The following is a 20,302-nucleotide window of genomic DNA, read 5'->3' as shown; positions in this document are numbered from 1 at the left end:
GGTGAAGCCTAGACACCTCCACCACACCGGAGGTCTTCGTCATGATCAAGCCCCCAGGACCGTCAACAACGCTCGTGGTCAATACACCTAGCCAGCATGCGCTCACCCACCGTCAGCCGCCTCTACCTGCAGGTCCCCAACGGCACCGACCCGGCCGACTGGCCGGACGAGCGGATATGGGACGAACTCGACCACCGCCTCGGCCGACCCATGGTGCGCGGTCCGGTCACGACCAAGTCCGTGCTGCCGATGCGCAGTTCGGTCACCGAGCCGATGCGTCACGGCCGCCTGTCGCTGGCCGGCGACGCCGCCCACATCGTCCCGCCGACCGGCGCGAAGGGCCTGGCCAGGACGCATCCGAGCCGCTCGGCAGACCCCTATCCAGGAGGGCGTTGCCTGCACAAGCACGACACACGTCTCCCTCTGTACTGCATTCTCAGTACCCGGTTTGTCGGCAGAGGCACGACGACGGGAGGGGGCTGCTCGGACAGCCTGGTGGGGTACCCGAGACAGAACCGGAGACCCGCGATGGCTTCCTTCCTCCACCGGCTGGGCCGGCTGGCCTTTCGACGGCGCTGGTACGCCGTCCTGATGTGGGTGGTGGTGCTCGCAGGCGTCGGCGCCGGAGCCGCGCTCGCCCCCGCCGCCCCCGACACTGGGTTCTCCATGCCGGGAACCGAGTCCCAGCAGGCCCTGGACCAGCTGCAGCAGAACTTCCCCAGCACCGCCGCCGGAGGCGCGGTCGCCCGGGTCGTCTTTGTCGCCCCTGACGGCCAGAAGGTCACCGCGAGCCAGAACGAGGCAGCCATCGACAAGGCGGTCGCCGACATCGCCGGTGGACCGCAGGTCGCCGGCGCGGTGAGCCCGTTCCAGGCGCACACCGTGAGCAAGGACGCCAGCACCGCCTTCACGACCGTCTCCTACAAGGTGGCGGCCAAGGACCTGACCGACTCCAGCAAGCAGTCTCTGGAGCAGGCCGTCCAGCACGCGCACGACGCGGGCCTGACCGTCGAGGTCGGCGGCACCGCGCTGGCCACCACGCCCTCCGCGGGTGGCGCCGGCGAGGGCATCGGCATCGTCATCGCCGCGGTCGTCCTGCTGATCACCTTCGGCTCGATGGCCGCCGCCGGCGTGCCCCTGCTGACTGCGCTGTTCAGCGTGGGCATCGGCGCAGCCGGAATCCTCGCACTGGGCAGTGCGCTTGGCCTGTCGGCGACGACGACCACGCTCGCCACCATGCTGGGCCTCGCGGTCGGCATCGACTACGCGGTGTTCATCATCTCCCGCTACCGCGAGGAACGCGGCAGAGGGCACACCGCCCAGGAGGCCGCGGCGCGCGCGGTCGGTACCGCTGGGTCCTCGGTGGTCTTCGCCGGACTGACCGTCATCATCGGTCTGGCCGGGCTCTCGGTGGTCGGCATCCCGATGCTGACGAAGATGGGCCTCGCCGCCGCCGCGACCGTCGCCGTCGCCGTGCTGGTCGCACTGACTCTCGTCCCCGCCCTGCTCGGCATCTTCCCCCGCGCCGTCCTGCCGCGCGCCCTGCGCCGGGCGGGACGGGCCGCACGGTCCGTCGAGGACTCAGCCGAGACTGCGACCCCAACCGACGCCACGCACAGCGGGAAACCGAACGGAGGCACCCGCTGGGCGCGGTTCGTGCTGCGCCGCCCCCTGCCCGTGCTGCTGCTCGCCATCGTCGGCCTCGGCGTCATCGCCGTCCCGGTGACCCAACTGCACCTGGGCACGACCGGGGACGAATCGAAGCCCACCTCCACCACCGAACGTCGCGCCTACGACGACCTCGCCAAGGCCTTCGGTCCCGGCTCCAACGGCCCACTGACCATCGTCGTCGACGCCAAGAGCGCATCGGACCCGATGACCGCAGTCACCGCCATCGAGCAGAAGATCAGCGCCACCCCGGGCATCGTCTCCGTCTCGAAAGCCCGGTTCAGCCCGGCCGGCACCACCGCGGTCTTCTCCGCCGTCCCGGCCACCAGCCCCACCGACACCAGGACCGCGGACCTGGTCAACTCCCTGCGCTCCGAACGACCCACGGTCACCTCCGGCACCGGCGCCACCTACATGGTCAGTGGCTCCACCGCGATCAACATCGACAGCGCCGCCAAGGTCCAGAACGCACTGATCCCCTACCTGGCAGTCGTCGTCGGCCTGGCCTTCGTGCTGCTGATGGTCGTCTTCCGCTCCGTCCTGATCCCGCTCAAGGCCGCGGTCGGCTTCCTGCTCTCGGTCCTGGCCGCCCTCGGGGCAGTCGTCGCGGTCTTCCAGTGGGGCTGGCTCGCAGGTCTGCTCGGAGTCACGACGACCGGGCCGATCATGAGCCTGATGCCGATCTTCATGGTGGGCATCGTCTTCGGACTCGCCATGGACTACGAGGTCTTCCTGGTCGCCCGGATGCGCGAGGCCTACGTCCACGGCGGGGACACCAGGAAGGCCATCGTCTCGGGTATGGGCACCAGCGCCCGCGTGGTGGTCGCCGCTGCGCTGATCATGATGGCGGTCTTCTCCGGCTTCATGGGCGCCGGCGACTCGATGATCAAGATGATCGGCTTCGGCATGGCCATCGCGGTCCTCTTCGACGCGTTCGTCGTCCGGATGGCGATCGTGCCCGCCGCGCTCGCCCTGCTCGGCAACCGGGCCTGGTGGCTGCCCCGCTGGCTGGACCGGATCCTGCCGAAGGTCGACGTGGAGGGCGAAGCCCTCGACCACCGGCCCGAGCACCGGCCCGAGCACCGGCCCGAGCACCGCGAAGCAACGGCCGAGGCTGAGGCCGAGCCCGCTTCCGTCCGGTAGCGCCCACGCCATGAGGGCCGCCCAACACGCGGGCGGCCCTTGTGGCGTCCCCTCTCCTCGTCATCCACGATGGTCACAGCCCCCGACAGGAAACCCACGCATGCTGTTCACCCACCAGCTGGCCGACTGGCAGCGCTACCTCCGCGACCACCTTCGCGCCGTCGACACGGCGGTGGCTGTGCTGATCTTCGGCGTATCCGCACTCGGGGTGCTGATTCCGGTCCCGGGTGTCGATCATCCGGCGTCATGGTGGTGGGGCATGCTTCTCGCGGGCGTCGCCTCGGCATCAGTGCTCTGGCACCGCAACCACCCCCGCGCCGTGGTCGCCGTGACCAGCGGATGCATGATGGGCGCGGCCGGGCTCGGCCTCCTGCTCAGCCCCCTGCTGCTGGCCCCGCTGATGTTGGCGCTGTACTCGCTCGCCGCCCGCACCGACGGACGAACCACGCTCGCCTTCTCCCTCGGCAGCGTGGCACTGGTGGTGCTCGCCGCGGTCTTCACCGGCCCGGCGGCCGAGCCCGGCGTGCTGAAGATCGTCGGCCCCGAGGCCTGGCTGCTTCTCCCCGCTGCCCTGGGCCGCGGGACCCGGCTGCGGGTGGCCTACGTGGGCGCGGTGGAGGCCCGCGCCGAGCACGCCGAGCGCACCCGGGAGGAGGAGGCGCGGCACCGGGTCGCCGAGGAACGCATCCGCATCGCCCGCGAGCTCCACGACGTCGTCGCGCACCACCTCGCGCTGGCCAACGCCCAGGCGGGTACGGCCGCGCACCTGATGCGGACCAACCCCGACCAGGCCGAGAAGATCGTCACCGAACTCGCCGGCACCACCTCCGCGGCGCTACGCGAACTGAAGGCCACCGTCGGCCTGATGCGCCAGGCGAACGACCCGGACGCGCCCCTGGATCCGGCCCCCGGACTCGCCCAACTCGTGGACCTGGCCGCATCGTTCGGCACTGCCGGACTCACTGTCACGATCGCCACCGACGGGAAGCCGCAGCCGCTCTCCCCCGGCGTCGACCTGACGGCCTACCGGATCGTGCAGGAGGCGCTGACCAACGTCACCAAGCACGCCACCACCCGGGCGGCCCTGGTCCGGCTCACCTACTCACGCGACCGGCTGAGCATCACGGTCACCAACGACGACGACGGAACCGACACACCCCCTGCGACCCGGACCCGCGACGGCGGCTACGGCCTCCTCGGCATGCGCGAACGCGCGACCTCCATCGGCGGCCGTCTCCGCGCGGGCCGCCGCCCCGAAGGCGGCTTCGAGGTCGCCACCGAACTGCCGCTCCACCCCCACGCCCCGGAAGAGGACCAGCTCCCATGACCATCCGCGTCCTGCTCGCCGACGACCAGGCCCTGCTGCGCGCCACCTTCCGAATCCTGATCGACTCCTGCGAGGACCTGGAGGTGGTCGGTGAGGCGGCCGACGGGAAGCAGGCGGTCGAACTCACCCGCGCTCACCACCCGGACGTCGTCGTCATGGACATCCGCATGCCCGGCATGGACGGCCTGGCCGCCACTGCGGCGATCTGCTCCGACCCCGACCTGTCCGCGACCCGCGTGCTCATCCTGACCACCTTCGAGATCGACGAGTACGTCGCCCAGGCGCTGCGCGCCGGAGCCAGCGGATTCCTCGGCAAGGACGTCGGCGCCGACGAACTCCTCACCGGCATCCGCACCATCGCCTCCGGGGACGCCCTGCTCTCCCCCGCAGCCACCCGCGCCCTGATCACCCGATTCCTGACCACCCCCGACCCCGGCGGCAAGCCCGCATCCATGGAACGCCTCGACCAGCTCACCGCCCGCGAACGCGAGGTAATGGCGCTCGCCGCCGAGGGATACGCCAACAACGAGATCGCCGAGAAGCTCTTCATCAGCCACCTGACCGTGCGCACCCACATCCACCGTGCCATGGGCAAACTCGACGCCCGCGACCGGGCCCAGCTCGTCGTCATCGCCTACCAGACCGGCCTGGCCGAACCGGCGCGCCCACCCCACTGAACCGGCTGTTCCACGACAGCACTTCCGGCGACAAGGGTCTCTGACTGCAAACAACGAAAACGTCAAAGGGCACCCACGATGGGTGCCCCTCGACTGCCCTGACCTGCAAAAACGCCTTACGGCAGGTTGCGGGCCATGACGATGCGCTGCACCTGGTTGGTGCCCTCGTAGATCTGGGTGATCTTCGCGTCGCGCATCATGCGCTCCAGCGGGTAGTCCCGGGTGTAGCCGTAACCGCCGAGGAGCTGGACCGCGTCGGTGGTGACCTCCATGGCCACGTCGGACGCGAAGCACTTGGCCGCCGCGCCGAAGAAGGTCAGGTCGGCGTCGACGCGCTGGGACTTCGCCGCGGCCGCGTAGGTCAGCTGGCGGGCGGCCTCCAGCTTCATGGCCATGTCGGCGAGCATGAACTGGATGCCCTGGAACTCGGCGATCGCCTTGCCGAACTGCTTGCGCTCGTGGACGTAGCCCTTGGCGTAGTCCAGCGCGCCCTGGGCGATGCCGAGGGCCTGGGCGGCGATGGTGATGCGGGTGTGGTCGAGGGTCTTCATCGCCGTGGCGAAGCCGGTGCCCTCGGCGCCGATCATGCGGTCGGCGGGGATGCGGACGTTGTCGAAGTAGACCTCGCGGGTGGGGGAGCCCTTGATGCCGAGCTTCTTCTCCGGCGCGCCGAAGGAGACGCCCTCGTCGCCCTTCTCCACCACGAAGGCGGAGATGCCCTTGGAGCGCTTCTCGGGGTCGGTCACGGCCATGACCGTGTAGTACTCGGACACACCGGCGTTGGTGATCCAGCGCTTGACGCCGTTGAGCACCCAGAAGTCGCCGTCGCGTACCGCGCGCGTCTTCATGCCGGCCGCGTCGGAGCCCGCGTCGGGCTCGGAGAGACAGTAGGAGAACATGCCGTCGCCGGCCGCCAGCGGGGTCAGGTACTTCCGCTTGAGCTCCTCCGAGCCGGAGAGGATCACCGGCAGCGAGCCGAGCTTGTTGACCGCCGGGATCAGCGAGGACGACGCACAGACGCGCGCCACCTCCTCGATCACGATGACGGTCGCCAGCGCGTCCGCGCCCGCGCCGCCGTACTCCTCGGGGACGTGCACCGCGTGCAGCTCGGCGGCGATCAGCGCGTCCAGCGCCTCCTGCGGGAAGCGACCCTGCTCGTCGACCTCGGCGGCGAAGGGGGCGATCTTCGCCTCAGCCAGGCCCCGGACCGTCTCCCGAAGCATCTGGTGCTCTTCGGAGATCTGGAACAGGTCGAAATCTGTGCTCACGGTCGCTCCCGAGAAGGTGATGGCACTCAGTACCCTTGATTATGCACACTCAGTGCCACGTCGGGGGAGCTCACGGCCGGGTTCTGGTGTTACGTTCTGCACATGGGTGCAGGTACCGGTACGGGTGACGAGAGCAAGCCGACGATGCGGGACTCGCTGGTCCGGGCGGCCTTCCGGCTCTTCCTCGACCGAGGATTCGAGCAGACGACCATCGACGACATCGTCTCCCTGGCAGGTGTCGGACGCCGCTCGTTCTTCCGCTACTTCCCCTCCAAGGAGGACGTGGTCTTCCCGGACCACGACGGCTGCCTCGCCGAGATGACCGCGTTCCTGCGCGACTCGCCCGCCGACGGCGATCCGGTCGCGCAGGTCTGCGACGCGGCCCGGCTGGTGCTGCGGATGTACGCGGCCGACCCGCTCTTCTCCGTGCAGCGCTACCGCCTCACCCGCGAGGTCCCCGGCCTGCGCGCGCACGAGCTCTCGGTCGTCTGGCGCTACGAGCGCGCCCTGGCCGGTCACCTGCGCGAGCGTGGCGCGGGCCGCGCGGACGGCGCCCTGCGCGCCGACGTCGTCGCGGCGGCCGTCGTCGCCGCCCACAACCACGCGCTGCGCACCTGGTTGCGGGCGGGCGGCGAGGGTGACGTCCAGGCCGCCGTGGACGAGGCACTCGGCTACGTCGCCCGGTCGTTCGCGCCCCGGCAGCACGACGCGGGCACGGACGGGGTGGTCGACGCCGACGAGGAGGTCGTGGTGCTGCTGGCGCGCCGGGGCACGCCGCTGTGGCGGGTCGTACGGGACGTGGAGGGCGCGCTCGGCGAGCGCTAGAGCAGGGCGCGAGCGCACGAGAGCACACTAGGGCACTGAGTGCCTTTACGAAGGGCACTGAGTGCCATACAGTCGATCCGGCACTCCGCCGCTGAACGACCGACCACTCACGTTCACTGGAGCCCTCATGCCCTCGACGCTCGCCACTCTCACCCCCCTCGCCTTCCCCCTGCAGTCCCGGCCCGCCCACGACGACGGGCCCGCGCCGGAACTGCGCTACCACCGCTGCCCGTGGTGCGGCTCCGCGACCGGACGCGCCGCGCTGCTCTGCCCCATCTGCGGCTCCCCCGAGCTGATCGAGCGCACCAGCAGCGGCACCGGCATCGTGCACCGCCTGATGACGTCGCGTCACGGCCAGTTCGGCGAGATCGAGACGCAGTGCCTGGTCATCCTCGACGAGGGGTTCACCATCCAGGCCTCCCTCAACGACATCCTGCCCGGCACCGTCCCCGAGGGCACCCGGGTCCGCCTCGCCGGTCCGGCCGACTCCGGCCACCTGCCGGTCTTCCGCGCCTGCGCCTGACGCTGCCACGGCGGTCACGCGGCTAGGATCCCCCACGTCGAGCGGTGTGGGCGGAGGATGAGGACGCGTGAGTTTCACGACCCTGGCGGTCATCGCGGTGGCCGGGCTGCTCGGCCCGCTGCTGGCGTTGCCGACACGGTGGCGGATTCCGTTGGTGCTGGGTGAGCTGATCGCGGGTGTGCTGCTGGGACCGACCTTCGTCGGCTATCTCCACTCCGACGACCGGACCTTCGCCTTCCTCGCCGACATGGGCTTCGCGCTGATCATGTTCGTCGCCGGCGCGCACGTCCCGGTACGTGACACGGGCCTGCGGGCCGGGCTTGCGAAGGGAACCCTGCGCGCCGTCGCGGTCGGCGCGCTCGGGGTCGTCCCCGCGTTCGCGCTCTCGCGCGGCTTCCATACCGGGCACACCGCGCTGTACGCGGTGCTCTTCGCGTCCTCCTCGGCGGCGCTGATCCTGCCGATCACGGACTCGCTGGGGCTGAGCGGCCCCGCGCTGCTCGAACTGCTGCCGCAGGTCGCCGTCGCGGACACGGCCTGCATCGTCGCGCTGCCGCTCGCCGTCGACCCGGCGCATGCCGCGCGGTCCGCGCTGGGCGCGGCAGCGGTACTGGGGAGCGCGGTCGTGCTCTTCCTGCTGCTGCGTCAGGCCGAACGGCGCGGCCTGCGGCGGCGGATCCACCGGATCTCAGAGCGCCGGAAGTTCGCGCTGGAGCTGCGGATCAGCCTGGCCATCCTCTTCGGCCTCGCGGCGGTCGCGGTGCGGACGCATGTGTCGATCATGCTGGCGGGTTTCTCCTTCGGCCTCGTGGTGGCCGCGATCGGCGAGCCGCGACGGCTGGCGAAGCAGCTCTTCGCAGTGACGGAGGGCTTCCTCGGCCCACTGTTCTTCGTCTGGCTCGGCGCCTCGCTGGACCTGCGGCAGCTGGCCGGCCACCCGTCCGCGATCGTGCTCGGTCTGCTGCTGGGTCTGGCGACGCTGCTCACCCACGCGTCCATGCGCCTGACCGGCCAGCCGCTCACCTACGGCATCCTCGCCACGGCCCAGCTCGGCGTCCCGGTCGCGGCCGCGACCCTCGGCACGCAGTTGCACCTCCTGCGCCCCGGCGAGTCCGCGGCCCTGCTCCTGGGCGCCCTCGTCACCATCGGCGCGGCGACGGCCGCGGGCGCGCTGGCCGCCTCCCACAGCACCGCCGCGACCTGACGGCGCGCCGCAGCCCCTTCCGGGTGCCGCTGAGTTGACGATGAGTCGACGGGAGGGTGCGGGAGTGATCTCGCGCCATCCGTGCGCAGCGCGGGGGGAATCGCCGTCATTCAGGGCGGCGAGGATGTCACTCCAGGTGCTCCTCGGGCGCGCTGCGGGCGATGCGCGCCAGGGTGTCCAGGGACTGGGTCAGAACCGGTAGGGGCGGGGAGGCCAGGCCGAGGCGGATGGCGTTCGGGGCGGAGCGGGGGGAGACGGCGTAGGCCGCCGCCGGTGTGACGCCGATGCCCGCGCGGGCGGCCGCGGCGACGAAGTTGTCGGCGCGCCAGGGGCTGGGGAGCTCCCACCAGCAGTAGTAGGAGCACGGGTCCGCGCGGAGGGTCTGGCCGGCGAGGCGTTCATGGGCGAGCCGCTGACGGTCCGTCGCGTCCAAGCGCTTCGCGGCGACGATCGTGGCGACCGTACCGTCGCCGATCCAACGCGTGGCGGCCTCCAGGGCGAAGCCGCTCGGCAGCCATGCGCCCGAGCGCAGCGACGCGGCCACGGCCTCGCGCAGCGTCGGCGGCACGACGAGGAACCCCGTGCCCAAACCGGGGGCGACGCGCTTGGAGAGGCTGTCGACCAGCACCACCCGTTCCGGCGCGAGCGCGGCCAGCGGCGCCGCGCCGGGGCGCAGGAAGGACCAGATCGCGTCCTCGACGGCGGGCAGATCGAGTCGGTGCAGCTGCTCGGCCAGTGCTTCCCGCCGCGCCGGTGGCAGGGTGATGCCGAGCGGGTTGTGCACGCGTGGCTGGAGGTAGACGGCACGCAGCGGCGTCGCCCGGTGTGCGGCGGCCAGCGCGTCGGGCACGACGCCCTGCTCGTCCACGGCGAGCGGCACGAGCGTGATGCCGAGCCGCTGCGCGATCGCCTTGACCACGGGGTAGGTCAGCGCCTCGACGCCCAGCCGCTGACCCGGCGCCACCAGCGCGGCGAGGGCTGCGGCGACGGCCTGTCGCCCGCTGCCCGCGAAGAGCAGCGCGTCGGGCGAGACGTGCCAACCGCCGTTGCCCTGCAGCCCCGCGAAGGCCTCCCGCGCGGCGGGCGTGCCCTCGGCGCGGGCTTGCCGCAGGGCCGCTTCGAGGGCGTCGGGGCGCAGCAGCGGGGTCAGTCCGGCGGCCAGGAGTGCCGACTGCTCGGGAACGACGGGGTAGTTGAGCTCGAGGTCCACCCGGGCGCGGGACGGTTCCGCGAGCGGGAGGTCCGCGCCGGGCGGGCCGGTCGTCGCGCGGACGAAGGTGCCGCGTCCGACCTCGCCGACGGCCAGGCCGCGCCGGACCAGCTCGGCGTAGACGCGGCCGGCGGTCGAGGCCGCGATCCCGCGGCGGCGCGCGAAGGCGCGCTGCGTCGGCAGCCGGTCGCCCGCGCGCAGCCGCCCGGCGGTGATCTCGGTGCTGATCTCGTCCGCGATCAGTCGGTAGTCATCTCGGCGGACCTCCATCGAGTCATTCCTCTCTATTGCACCGAGTGCAAGATAAGTATTGCACCGATCCTATGGCCCACCCTAGCCTCAGAGCATGGACGCCATCACCGCGCACGCCGTTCTCGGGATCTCCGCCGTCGCCCTGGGCATGGTGCTCACCCCGGGCCCGAACATGATCTATCTCGTCTCGCGGTCGATCGTCCAGGGCCGCCGGGCGGGCCTGATCTCCCTCGCCGGGGTCGGCACCGGGTTCTTCGTCTACCTCGCCGCCGTGACAGCCGGGATCGCGACACTGTTCGCCGTCGTCCCCGCGCTCTACACCGCGATCAAGCTGGCGGGCGCGGCGTATCTGCTCTGGCTGGCCTGGAAGGCGATCAAGCCCGGTGGCGCGGCCGTCTTCGCGCCGCAGGCGCTGCCGGAGGACTCGCCGCGCCGCCTCTACGCGATGGGCTTCCTCACCTGCCTGCTCAACCCGAAGCTGGCGATCCTCTACATCTCCCTGCTCCCCCAGTTCGTGGACCCCTCGCGCGGCCACGTCGCCGAACAGAGCCTGCTGCTCGGCCTGACCCAGATCGTCATCGCCGTCACCGTCAACGGCCTCATCGCGATGAGCGCGGGGACGATCGCCTCCTTCTTCTCCCGCCGCCCGGCCTGGCTGCGCGTGCAGCGCTACGCGATGGGCACCGTTCTCGGCAGCCTCGCCCTGCACATCGCCGCGGACCGGGCCAAGGCCGTCGCAGCCTGAGCGGTCGTCGCCTGAGGCGAGAGGCTCAAGCGTCGCGCACGGTGTCGCCCAGCCGGACCGTGCCGGGGTGGACGACCTGGGCGTAGACCCCGGCGCACGGGAGCGGGTCCATGCTGTCGAGCGGCTTGACCCGGTTGTGGTCACCGAGAACGCGCAGGGCGTCGGTGTCCCGCGGCAGGTCCCCGTGGGCAAGCGTCGGCACGGCGCAGCGCGGCGACCGGGCGACGACGCGGAGGGTGAGCTCGGTGCCGACGCGCAGTTCGCGTCCCATCCAGCCGTTCTCGACGAAGCCGGCCGCGTCCGCGGTCCGGATCACGAGGTTGGGGCGGTAACGCGCCCAGCCGGGGGCGCCGTTCCGGCTCAGCTCGGCGATCCGGTCGAGCGTCGCGGTGGTCAGCAGATGGATCGGGGCGAAGTCGAAGAAGGTGCCCTCGGGTGAGGCGCTGGCGATGTGACTCACGTCCATTGCGACCTCGGTGTCAATGCCGTCCCGCAGCACCTCGTCCGGGCGGGCCCGGTCCAGCGTGGGGTCGGCGGGCGGAGTGTCCGTCAGCGTCACCGCGCGGCCGAGGAGTTCGGAGAGCACCGCGTCGACGTCGGGGTCCGTGCTCCAGACCAGCTTGCCGTCCGGGAGGGTGATCCGGACCGCTGCCGGGACGGCCGAGGTCGGGTCGACGTCGTCGACGGACGGAAGTTCGGCCGCGAGAGACAGCATGTCTCGCCACACGCGCGGGTTCTTCGCACTGACGACCTTGCCGGTGGCCCGGTCGATCAGCGCGAGGCCCCGGTCCCCCGCCAGACCGCTCCTGCTCACCGCGCTCAAGGCCACCTCCTCCCCCAGCATCGACTTGACCGGATAGCGCCGCAGCACCGCCACCGTCCCCAGCGTCATCGTTCCCCCGCTCTCTCGCACCCGTCGTCGCGCGTCAGTCTGACGGAGGCAGCGCCTGTGATCATCCCGATTACGGGATCGGCCGGGATAGGCTCGTCGACGACCTGTACCGGCACGGCACCACCGCCACCATGGACCCTGAGGAGCGACGACATGCCTCTCGTCTGGCGACACCGCTCCACGCTGTCCGGCGGCAGCGCCGTGCTGCTCGTGCTGCACGGCGGTGACGAGGAGGGGCTGAAGCGCCCGTCGCGGCTCAACTCCCCGCTGCTGCGCCTGCGTCCGTTCGAACGCGCGGTGCGGCGGGCGCCGCTGGGCGAGACGGTCGGCGTGGCCGAGGTGCACTACCTGCACCGTGGCTGGAACGGCGAGCGCGCGGACGCGGCGGTCGACGCGGAGGCCGCTCTCGCCGAGCTGGTGCGGCAGGTCGGGCCGGCGGTGCCGGTCGTCCTGCTCGGCCACTCGATGGGCGGCCGGGCCGCCCTGCGCATCGGCGGGCACTCCTCTGTCGCGGGCATCGTCGCGCTGGCACCCTGGTGTCCGCCGGGCGAGCCTGTCGCGCAGCTGGCCGACCGTCGGCTGGTGATCGTCCACTCCGACCACGACCGGACCACCCCACCCGCGGAGTCCCTGGATTTCGCCCAGCGGGCCCGCGCGGCCGACGCGCAGGTCGCACGCTGCGTGATCCCCGGCAGCGACCACGCCATGCTCCGCCGCGCCCAGACCTGGCACCGCCTCAGCACCCTGCTGGTCGGCGGCCTGCTGGGCAACTGGCCACTGCCGGACCCGGTCGCCAAGGCGCTCGCCCGCTCCGGCGACGACCCCGAGGGCCTCGACCTGACGCTACCGCTGTGGCGCTGACGACAGGGACGTCACCGAGGTGGCGAAACCCGGCCGGGTGAGCCGGCCGGGGGGTGACCCCGCCGGGCGTCAGATGTCGCGGAAGGTCTCGATCCGCGCGCCGATCGAGTTGAGCCGGTCGGCCAGGTCCTCGTAGCCGCGGTTGATCACGTAGACGTTGCGCAGCACCGACGTGCCCTCCGCCGCCAGCATCGCCAGCAGCGTGACGACGGCGGGGCGCAGCGCGGGCGGGCACATCATCTCGGCGGCGCGCCAACGCAGCGTCGGCCCCTGGACCAGCACCCGGTGCGGGTCCAGCAGCTTGACGTTCGCGCCGAGGCGGTTGAGCTCGGTGAGGTAGATCGCGCGGTTGTCGTAGACCCAGTCGTGGATCAGCGTGTCGCCGTGTGCGGCGGCCGCGATCGCCGCGAAGAAGGGGACGTTGTCGATGTTGATGCCGGGGAAGGGCATCGGGTGGATCTTGTCGGCCGGCGCGGTGAGCTTGGACGGGCGGACCGTGAGGTCCGTCAGCCGGGTGCGGCCGTTGCGGGCGAGGTACTCCTCGCTGCGGTCGTAGTCCAGGCCCATCTCCTCCAGCACCGCGAGCTCGATCTCCAGGAACTCGATCGGCACCCGGCGGATCGTCAGCTCGGAGGAGGTCACCACGGCGGCCGCGAGCAGGCTCATCGCCTCGACCGGGTCCTCGGCGGGGGCGTAGTCGACGTCGCGGTCGATCTGCTCGACACCGTGGACGGTGAGCGTGGTGGTGCCGATGCCCTCGACCTTGACACCGAGCCGCTCCAGGTAGAAGCAGAGGTCCTGGACCATGTAGTTGGGGCTGGCGTTGCGGATCACCGTGACGCCGGGGTGGCGGGCGGCGGCGAGCAGCGCGTTCTCGGTGACTGTGTCCCCGCGCTCGGTCAGCACGATCGGGCGGGCGGGCGAGACGCAGGGCTCGACATCGGCGTGGTACTGGCCCTCGGTGGCGTTGACCCTCAGGCCGAACTGGCGCAGCGCGGCCAAGTGCGGGCCGACCGTGCGGGTGCCGAGGTCGCAGCCGCCGGCATAGGGCAGCCTGAAGTGCGGGGCGAGGTGCATCAGCGGGCCGAGCAGCAGCAGCGCGCTGCGGGTGCGGCGCGCGGCGTCGGCGTCCATCGCCTCGAGGTCGAGCTGGGCCGGCGGGGTGAGTTCGAGGTCGCTGCCGTTGTTGATCCAACGGGCTTTGACGCCGATGCTGGTCAGTACCTCGAGGATGCGGTAGATCTCCTCGATGCGGGCGACCTGGCGCAGCGTCGTGCGCCCGGTGGTGAGCAGCGAGGCGCAGAGCAGGGCCACGCCGGCGTTCTTGCTGCTGCGGACGTCGATCGAGCCGGTCAGGCGACGGCCGCCGGTGACGCGCAGGTGCATGGGACCGGCGTAGCCGAGGGAGACGATCTCGCTGTCGAGGGCCTCACCGATCCGCGCGATCATCTCAAGGCTGAGATTCTGCTGACCGCGCTCCATGCGGTTCACCGCGCTCTGACTTGTCGTCAACGCCTCGGCGAGCTCGGCCTGGGTCAGGCCCTTGTGCTGGCGGGCGGTGCGAATGAGCTTGCCGATGCGCGCGAGGTAGTCATCTGTCACGCGCGTCACACTATCTCAGATCTGAGATGTCAACCACGCGTGGCTCAGCGGCCACTCGGTTCAGCGCCCGGCTCCCCCTCAGGGCCGGTGTCGGGGTCGGCGTCGGGGTCCGCGCCCGGGTCGGCACCGGGGTCGGCACCGGGGTCGGCGAGGATCCGGCGCACAGTCAGCAGCCCCGCACCCAGCAGCGGACCGCGCCGGCCGAGGGTCGAGGCCTGCAGTGCGTCAGCGGACCAGGGGCGGACGGTCACCCTGGCCGCGAGCTCCGCCCGCATGGGCGGCAGCAGCCATTCGGCCAGCTCGGCGTAGGCGCCGCCGAGGATCAGCGCCGAGGGATCGACAAGGTTGACGGCGGCGACGAGAGCGAGGCCGATCGCGCTACCGGCGCGGGCCAGGGCGTCGATCGTGCGCGGATCGGCGGCGCGGGCGCGTTGCGCCAAAGCGGTGACGGGGTCCTCGCCGTGGGGATCGAGTCCCGCCTCGCGCAGCACGGCTGCTTCGCCTGCGTACAGCTCCAGGCAGCCGCGCGCGCCGCAGGCACAGGGAGGGCCTTCCGGGTGAACCGGCACGTGACCGAGCTCCCCGGCGAAGCCCCGCGCGCCGCGGAACAGCCGGCCGTCGATGACGAGCGCGCCACCGATGCCGGCGGCCCCGGACACGTGCACGAAGGTCTCCCCGACCGTGCCGGCGGGGCCTCCCGCCCAGAGCTCGGCGAGGGCACCGAGGTTGGCCTCGTTCTCCACCTCGGGTACGGCGTCCGGCCAGGGCCAGTGATCGACGGGATCCATCGCCCCCCACCCGAGGTTCGCCGCCCGCTCCACCGCGGCGTGCGGCGCGGCCCCCGCGCCGAGCCGCGCGCCCCGACCCGAGCCCTCACCCGCCGCGCGAACGCCCGCGGACTCGGGCTCGGCGGAGCTCATGCCGTGACTCGCCACGCCTGCCGCGCGCACCCCTCCGGCCTCAGCGTCCGCGCCGACAGCACCGGAGCGCGCGACACCGCTGCCCGACGACGTCGCGGAGCCTGCCACCACTCCGTCACCAACCCCGGACTCGGCCGCCGAGGGCGTCGGCCCGCCGGGCGCGTCCACCAAGGGAACCGACCCCCGGGGCTCACCCGCCGACGGTGAAGGCTCGCCGGACTCCCCCGCCGACCGCGTCACCCCGCCGGTCTCGCCCGCCCGACGCACGGGCCCGCCGGGCTCGACCACCGAGGATGCAGACCCGCCGGTCTCGCCCGTCGGCCGCATCAGCGCGCGGGGCTCCCCCGCCGCAGGCACCGGCCCGACGAGCTCAGCCGCTGCCGTGGTCGCCTGGCTGACCACGCCGGGGACGGCGAGGACGCGGCCGGAGACCGAGAGGCCCAGCGCTGCCGCCTCGAACTCCACCTCGTTGCCGAGCGCGGCCAGTTCGGCGAGGACCTCGCGGGCCGGGCGGCCCGCGTTGTTCCGTTCGACGCGACGCCAGACGCGGGCCTGCCCGCGCAGGTCGACCACGCAGGCGCCCAGGTGGGTGACGCCGACCTCGAGGCCGAGCCCGCAGGGTCCCCGGTCGCTGACCGCGAGCGCCCGGCCGGGGCGGCCGACCCGGCCGCTCGGCGCGCTGTCGACCTCTACCAGCAGTCCGCCGGCGATGAGTTCGTCGACGAGGCTGGAGACCGCCGCCCGGGTCAGCCCCGTCCGCCCGGCGACGTCGGCGCGGGAGAGGGAGGCGTCGGGGCCCTGCGCGGCGATCGTGCCCAGGACCAGGGCCAGGTTCTGACGGCGCATCCCGCGCTGCGAGGCCGGCTCCCCCGCGCCGCGCCCGCCGCCTCCCGCGCCGTCTTCGGCGCGGCGACCTGACCGCTCCCTCACGCTTCTCCCCCTCCATCCGGCTACCGTCCCGGCGACCCGTTGTTGATCAGATTAACCGCGCGACGGCCCCGCGCTCAGCTCCCGACATACGTCGCGAGGTGCTCGCCGGTGAGCGTGGAGCGGGCGGCGACCAGGTCCGCCGGCGTGCCCTCGAAGACGACCCGGCCGCCGTCGTGCCCCGCGCCGGGGCCGAGGTCGATGATCCAGTCGGCGTGGGCCATGACCGCCTGGTGGTGCTCGATGACGATGACCGACTTGCCGGACTCGACCAGCCGGTCGAGCAGACCCAGGAGTTGCTCGACGTCCGCGAGGTGCAGGCCGGTCGTCGGCTCGTCGAGGACGTAGACGCCGCCCTTGTCGGCCAGGTGGGTGGCCAGCTTGAGGCGCTGCCGCTCGCCGCCCGAGAGCGTGGTGAGCGGCTGGCCGAGGGTGAGGTAGCCGAGCCCGACGTCGGCCAGCCGGACGAGGACGGCGTGCGCGGCGGGCGTGCGCGCCTCGCCCTCGCCGAAGAACTCCTCGGCCTCGGCCACCGACATCGCGAGCACCTCGCTGATGTCCTTGCCGCCGAGGTGGTACTCCAGCACCGACGCCTGGAACCGCTTCCCCTCGCACTCCTCGCAGACGGTGGCGACACCGGCCATCATCGCCAGGTCGGTGTAGATGACGCCGGCACCGTTGCAGGTGGGGCAGGCGCCCTCGGAGTTGGCGCTGAACAGCGCGGGCTTCACGCCGTTGGCCTTCGCGAACGCCTTGCGGATCGGGTCGAGCAGGCCGGTGTAGGTCGCCGGGTTGCTGCGTCGCGAGCCGCGGATCGCGCCCTGGTCGACCGAGACCACACCGACGTCGGTGTGGATCGACCCGTGCACGAGGGAACTCTTGCCGGAGCCGGCGACGCCGGTCACCACGACGAGCATCCCGAGCGGGATGTCCACGTCGACGTCGCGCAGGTTGTGCGCCTTCGCGCCGCGGATCTCCAGCGCGCCGGTGGGCTTGCGCACCGTCGCCTTGAGCGCGGCCCGGTCGTCGAGATGGCGACCGGTGATGGTGTCGCTGGCCCGCAGCCCCTCGACGGTGCCCTCGAAGCAGACGCTGCCGCCCGCCGTGCCCGCGCCGGGGCCGAGGTCGACGACGTGGTCGGCGATCGCGATCGTCAACGGCTTGTGCTCGACGACGAGCACCGTGTTGCCCTTGTCCCGCAGCCGCAGCAGCAGGTCGTTCATCCGGTGGATGTCATGGGGGTGCAGACCCGTCGTCGGCTCGTCGAAGACGTACGTGACGTCGGTGAGCGCCGAACCGAGGTGACGGATCATCTTGACGCGCTGCGCCTCGCCGCCCGACAGCGTGCCCGAGGACCGGTCGAGCGAGAGATAGCCGAGACCGATCTCCACGAAGGAGTCGAGGGTCTGCAGCAGCGTGGCCAGCAGCGGCGCCACGGAAGGCTCGTCGAGGCCGCGCACCCACTCGGCCAGGTCGCTGATCTGCATCGCGCACGCGTCGGCGATGTTGACTTTGCCGATCTTCGACGACCTGGTCGCCTCCGCGAGCCGGGTGCCGTCGCAGTCAGGGCAGACGGTGAAGGTGACCGCCCGGTCCACGAAGGCCCGGATGTGCGGCTGCATCCCCTCCTTGTCCTTGGCCAGGTACGACTTCTGGATCCGCGGGATCAGCCCCTCGTAGGTCATGTTGATGCCCGAAATCTTCATCCGCACCGGCTCGTGGTGCAGGAAGGCGTGCAGCTCCTTCTTGGTGAACTTGGCGATCGGCTTCTCCGGGTCGTAGAAGCCCGAAGCGGCGTAGAGGCGGTAGTTCCAGCCGCCGGGGGTGTAGCCGGGGATGGTGAGCGCGCCCTCGGCGAGCGACTTGGAGTCGTCGAAGAGCTGGGTGAGGTCGATGTCGGAGACCGTGCCCCGGCCTTCGCAGCGCGGACACATGCCGCCGGTGATGCTGAAGCTGCGGCGCTCCTTGACGGTCTGCCCGCCGCGCTCGACCGTGACGGCACCCGCTCCGCTGATGGAGGGGACGTTGAAGGAGTACGCCTTGGGCGAGCCGATGTGCGGCTTGCCGAGCCGGCTGAACAGGATGCGCAGCATCGCGTTGGCGTCGGTGGCGGTCCCGACCGTGGAGCGGGGGTCGCCGCCCATCCGCTGCTGGTCGACCGTGATCGCGGTCGTCAGGCCCTCGAGCACGTCGACCTCGGGCCGGGACAGCGTCGGCATGAAGCCCTGCACGAAGGCGCTGTAGGTCTCGTTGATCAGCCGCTGCGACTCCGCGGCGATCGTGTCGAACACCAGTGAGCTCTTGCCCGAGCCGGAGACGCCGGTGAACACCGTCAGCTTGCGCTTCGGGATCTCGACGCTCACGTCCTTGAGATTGTTCTCGCGCGCGCCGTGCACGCGGATCACGTCGAGGCTGTGGCTGCTGCTGCCGGCACCGCTCTGCGTGGGCGACTGCGCGTCGGTCCTGCTGGCCCTGCTCATCCTGTCTCCATCTCTTGGGTGGCGCCCGCGATCGCGGTCCCCGTCAACGCGGACGTCGCGCACCTCGGCCGAAGCCGGCGTGCGCGACGCATCCGTCACCCCGCTCCCGCGGCAGCGCAGAAGTGGGGCGCGGCACTCACTGGTCCTGCAGCACCCCGAGGACGTTACCGTCGGGGTCCATGACGGTCGCGACGAGGCGACCGCCGCCGACATCGTGCGCGGGCTCCTTGACGACGGCGCCCGCGGCGGTCAGCTCGGCCAGCTTCGCCTCGATGTCCGCCACCTCCCAGTAGGTCACGGGCGCGGTCATCCCCTGTTGCGCACCGCCCGGCACCAGCCCGATGTGCTGCCCCCCGGCCTCGAAGCCGACGTAGTACACCTCGTCGGCCACCGGCGTCGTGCCGAGCAGGGCGGCGTACACCGCCTTGGCCTTCCCCAGGTCGGAGACGGGATGCAGCACGGTCTTGATGCCCTTGGTGGCGGAGTCGGTCATGGTCACTCCTCAAGTCACGGGTCACAGACCCGGTGGAATGGTCTGGCGTGAAGACGCTCGAGGACGAAAGGGAAGCCTGGAGATCACCCCTGCCCGTCGCCCCTGCCCATCCTCGCGGCGATGGCGCGGCGGATCCCGGAAGCCGAGCGTGTCGCGGCTCAGAAGGCCGGGGATGCGTCCGGGTCGTGAGGCAGGAGGAAGCTCGGGTGACTTCTGATGTCCATGGCGGCCACACTAACTTCGGTCGACGGCGGACGCTTCTCCAATCCTGACTTTGCCGCCGTGAGTTCGGGCGTGAGTTAGGATCACGCAGCTCAGGGGGCATCAGCAGGGGAACGGGGGGCGGGCAGATGGTCGACGAGTTCGTGAAGTCCGACATCAGTGGCAGGAGCGCGGCGGTCCAGACGGGGGCCGCGGTGGCCCTGGTCGCGGGCGCGCTCGGGGCGATGTGGGGGCTGGGGGTCTTCGACCACCACACGCCGGGGCCGGGCAGGCCCGCCGCGTGCGCGGCGCCCAAGGCCGGCGACTCGCCCGAGTACCCGGCGCTCTGCGCCGCGCTCAACCGCCCTGACCTGCCGACGCTGCTCGGCAGGCCGGAAGACTATGTCTCGGTGGCGCAGTCCGGAGGCGGCGCGATCACCCTCGCGGACGGGACGAAGGAGTACGACGCGTCGGCAGAGGTCCAGGTCGGCACGTTCAACGTGCGCGTCACCGACAACCGACACCTCTCGGTGCGGGACACGACCGCGCTCGCGGGCTCGTCGGTCAGCGCGACGACCGTCCTCGGCCACCCGTGTCTGACCTACTCGGACCGGACGATCGCGTTCTCCCTCAACAGCGAGCAGCCCAGCACGGGCCCGGGAGGCATCGCCCGGCACCTCGTCGTCGCGAAGGGACCGAAGGCCGGCGGCGGCTCCTTCGAGATCACCGTGTGGCGCCAGGACGGATCGACCCCGGACGACCAGGCACTGTTCCTGATCGCCGACAAGGTTCTGCCGACCCTCGCCGGCTGGTCCTGATCCGCCCCCGTCCCTGAGTAACCCTCAATTACCAGCGTTGCCACGATGGTTGACATGCCCCATCCATCCCATTAACGTCTTCGACGGGTTTCAGGTTATGAACAGTATTCATGTACATGAATTTGTTCAGGATCAGCCGCACCGGACCTGCCTCGAAGGAGCGCTGCAGCATGCGCGCATTCGTACTCCCGGTCGGCGCCGGTAGCGGGCCGGCGCCGATTCGGGTCACCGCCCCCACTGCCCCGCTCCCCCGCGGGCGCGCTCCG

Annotated in this window: 16 protein-coding genes; 9 read left to right on the top strand and 7 right to left on the bottom strand. The window is 71.7% G+C overall.

Translation table 11 applies throughout. The features are described 5' to 3' along the window. Positions 1–81 precede the first annotated feature (81 nt). From ABIA32_RS32565 to ABIA32_RS32555, 3 genes are all read left to right on the top strand, one after another. On the top strand, positions 82–2,811 hold the full coding sequence (locus tag ABIA32_RS32565) for an MMPL family transporter (RefSeq protein ID WP_370103332.1): 2,730 nt from the start codon (positions 82–84) through the stop codon (positions 2,809–2,811). A gap of 100 nt (positions 2,812–2,911) precedes the next feature. Next, positions 2,912–4,138 carry a sensor histidine kinase gene (locus tag ABIA32_RS32560; RefSeq protein ID WP_370103330.1) on the top strand — a complete coding sequence of 409 codons (1,227 nt, stop codon included), beginning with the start codon at positions 2,912–2,914 and terminating at the stop codon, positions 4,136–4,138. Beyond that, the gene (locus ABIA32_RS32555) at positions 4,135–4,815 is read left to right on the top strand and encodes a response regulator (protein WP_370103328.1); all 681 of its coding nucleotides are present in this window, start codon (positions 4,135–4,137) and stop codon (positions 4,813–4,815) included. The genes ABIA32_RS32560 and ABIA32_RS32555 overlap by 4 nt, the downstream gene beginning before the upstream one ends. Positions 4,816–4,931: 116 nt before the next feature. On the opposite strand, the gene ABIA32_RS32550 is transcribed toward ABIA32_RS32555, so the two are convergent. After that, entirely contained in the window at positions 4,932–6,083 is a 1,152-nt protein-coding gene (locus tag ABIA32_RS32550) for an acyl-CoA dehydrogenase (protein WP_370103326.1), read from the bottom strand. A 102-nt stretch (positions 6,084–6,185) separates the two neighbouring features. Here ABIA32_RS32550 and ABIA32_RS32545 point away from each other — a divergent pair, with 102 nt between their 5' ends. From ABIA32_RS32545 to ABIA32_RS32535, 3 genes are all read left to right on the top strand, one after another. Continuing rightward, a complete protein-coding gene (locus ABIA32_RS32545; RefSeq protein WP_370103324.1) occupies positions 6,186–6,908 on the top strand; it encodes a TetR family transcriptional regulator in 723 nt (240 codons plus the stop codon). A 127-nt stretch (positions 6,909–7,035) separates the two neighbouring features. Then, complete coding sequence (locus ABIA32_RS32540) at positions 7,036–7,431, top strand: Zn-ribbon domain-containing OB-fold protein (RefSeq protein WP_370103322.1); 396 nt, start codon at positions 7,036–7,038, stop codon at positions 7,429–7,431. Between the two features lie 67 nt (positions 7,432–7,498). Further along, positions 7,499–8,635: a cation:proton antiporter gene (locus ABIA32_RS32535; RefSeq protein ID WP_370103321.1), complete on the top strand. Its 1,137-nt coding sequence runs from the start codon at positions 7,499–7,501 to the stop codon at positions 8,633–8,635. A gap of 127 nt (positions 8,636–8,762) precedes the next feature. Here ABIA32_RS32535 and ABIA32_RS32530 read toward each other — a convergent pair whose 3' ends face one another. Then, positions 8,763–10,115 (bottom strand): PLP-dependent aminotransferase family protein, encoded by a 1,353-nt coding sequence (locus ABIA32_RS32530; RefSeq protein WP_370103319.1) that lies wholly within the window; start codon positions 10,113–10,115, stop codon positions 8,763–8,765. A gap of 76 nt (positions 10,116–10,191) precedes the next feature. Between ABIA32_RS32530 and ABIA32_RS32525 the strand changes: the two genes are divergently transcribed. Continuing rightward, positions 10,192–10,842, top strand: a complete 651-nt coding sequence (locus ABIA32_RS32525) for a LysE family translocator (RefSeq protein WP_370103317.1) — start codon at positions 10,192–10,194, stop codon at positions 10,840–10,842. A gap of 25 nt (positions 10,843–10,867) precedes the next feature. On the opposite strand, the gene ABIA32_RS32520 is transcribed toward ABIA32_RS32525, so the two are convergent. Further along, the gene (locus ABIA32_RS32520; RefSeq protein ID WP_370103315.1) at positions 10,868–11,734 is read right to left on the bottom strand and encodes an MOSC domain-containing protein; all 867 of its coding nucleotides are present in this window, start codon (positions 11,732–11,734) and stop codon (positions 10,868–10,870) included. Positions 11,735–11,887: 153 nt separating this feature from the next. Between ABIA32_RS32520 and ABIA32_RS32515 the strand changes: the two genes are divergently transcribed. Further along, positions 11,888–12,595 (top strand): alpha/beta fold hydrolase, encoded by a 708-nt coding sequence (locus ABIA32_RS32515; RefSeq protein WP_370103314.1) that lies wholly within the window; start codon positions 11,888–11,890, stop codon positions 12,593–12,595. Between the two features lie 69 nt (positions 12,596–12,664). Here ABIA32_RS32515 and ABIA32_RS32510 read toward each other — a convergent pair whose 3' ends face one another. The 4 genes from ABIA32_RS32510 to ABIA32_RS32495 all read right to left on the bottom strand — a co-directional run bounded on the left by ABIA32_RS32510 (position 12,665) and on the right by ABIA32_RS32495 (position 19,017). Beyond that, the gene (locus ABIA32_RS32510) at positions 12,665–14,197 is read right to left on the bottom strand and encodes a UDP-N-acetylglucosamine 1-carboxyvinyltransferase (RefSeq protein WP_370103312.1); all 1,533 of its coding nucleotides are present in this window, start codon (positions 14,195–14,197) and stop codon (positions 12,665–12,667) included. A gap of 44 nt (positions 14,198–14,241) precedes the next feature. Then, positions 14,242–16,047, bottom strand: a complete 1,806-nt coding sequence (locus ABIA32_RS32505; protein WP_370103310.1) for an ROK family protein — start codon at positions 16,045–16,047, stop codon at positions 14,242–14,244. Positions 16,048–16,121: 74 nt separating this feature from the next. Then, positions 16,122–18,524, bottom strand: a complete 2,403-nt coding sequence (locus ABIA32_RS32500; protein ID WP_370103308.1) for an ATP-binding cassette domain-containing protein — start codon at positions 18,522–18,524, stop codon at positions 16,122–16,124. Between the two features lie 136 nt (positions 18,525–18,660). Next, complete coding sequence (locus ABIA32_RS32495) at positions 18,661–19,017, bottom strand: VOC family protein (RefSeq protein WP_370103306.1); 357 nt, start codon at positions 19,015–19,017, stop codon at positions 18,661–18,663. Between the two features lie 350 nt (positions 19,018–19,367). Between ABIA32_RS32495 and ABIA32_RS32490 the strand changes: the two genes are divergently transcribed. Beyond that, on the top strand, positions 19,368–20,036 hold the full coding sequence (locus ABIA32_RS32490) for a DUF6215 domain-containing protein (protein WP_370103304.1): 669 nt from the start codon (positions 19,368–19,370) through the stop codon (positions 20,034–20,036). Positions 20,037–20,302 lie beyond the last annotated feature (266 nt).

The sequence above is a fragment of the Streptacidiphilus sp. MAP12-20 genome (genome assembly GCF_041262525.1).
GTDB lineage: Bacteria > Actinomycetota > Actinomycetes > Streptomycetales > Streptomycetaceae > Streptacidiphilus.
This window is presented reverse-complemented; position numbering and strand designations above follow the sequence as displayed.

Bases quoted from the DNA above. Each gene is read 5' to 3' on its own strand.
- ABIA32_RS32560 (WP_370103330.1), top strand. From the start codon at position 2,912: ATGCTGTTCACCCACCAGCTGGCCGACTGGCAGCGCTACCTCCGCGAC.
- ABIA32_RS32555 (WP_370103328.1), top strand. From the start codon at position 4,135: ATGACCATCCGCGTCCTGCTCGCCGACGACCAGGCCCTGCTGCGCGCC.
- ABIA32_RS32545 (WP_370103324.1), top strand. From the start codon at position 6,186: ATGGGTGCAGGTACCGGTACGGGTGACGAGAGCAAGCCGACGATGCGG.
- ABIA32_RS32540 (WP_370103322.1), top strand. From the start codon at position 7,036: ATGCCCTCGACGCTCGCCACTCTCACCCCCCTCGCCTTCCCCCTGCAG.
- ABIA32_RS32530 (WP_370103319.1), bottom strand. From the start codon at position 10,115: ATGGAGGTCCGCCGAGATGACTACCGACTGATCGCGGACGAGATCAGC.
- ABIA32_RS32525 (WP_370103317.1), top strand. From the start codon at position 10,192: ATGGACGCCATCACCGCGCACGCCGTTCTCGGGATCTCCGCCGTCGCC.
- ABIA32_RS32520 (WP_370103315.1), bottom strand. From the start codon at position 11,734: ATGACGCTGGGGACGGTGGCGGTGCTGCGGCGCTATCCGGTCAAGTCG.
- ABIA32_RS32515 (WP_370103314.1), top strand. From the start codon at position 11,888: ATGCCTCTCGTCTGGCGACACCGCTCCACGCTGTCCGGCGGCAGCGCC.
- ABIA32_RS32500 (WP_370103308.1), bottom strand. From the start codon at position 18,524: ATGAGCAGGGCCAGCAGGACCGACGCGCAGTCGCCCACGCAGAGCGGT.
- ABIA32_RS32495 (WP_370103306.1), bottom strand. From the start codon at position 19,017: ATGACCGACTCCGCCACCAAGGGCATCAAGACCGTGCTGCATCCCGTC.
- ABIA32_RS32490 (WP_370103304.1), top strand. From the start codon at position 19,368: ATGGTCGACGAGTTCGTGAAGTCCGACATCAGTGGCAGGAGCGCGGCG.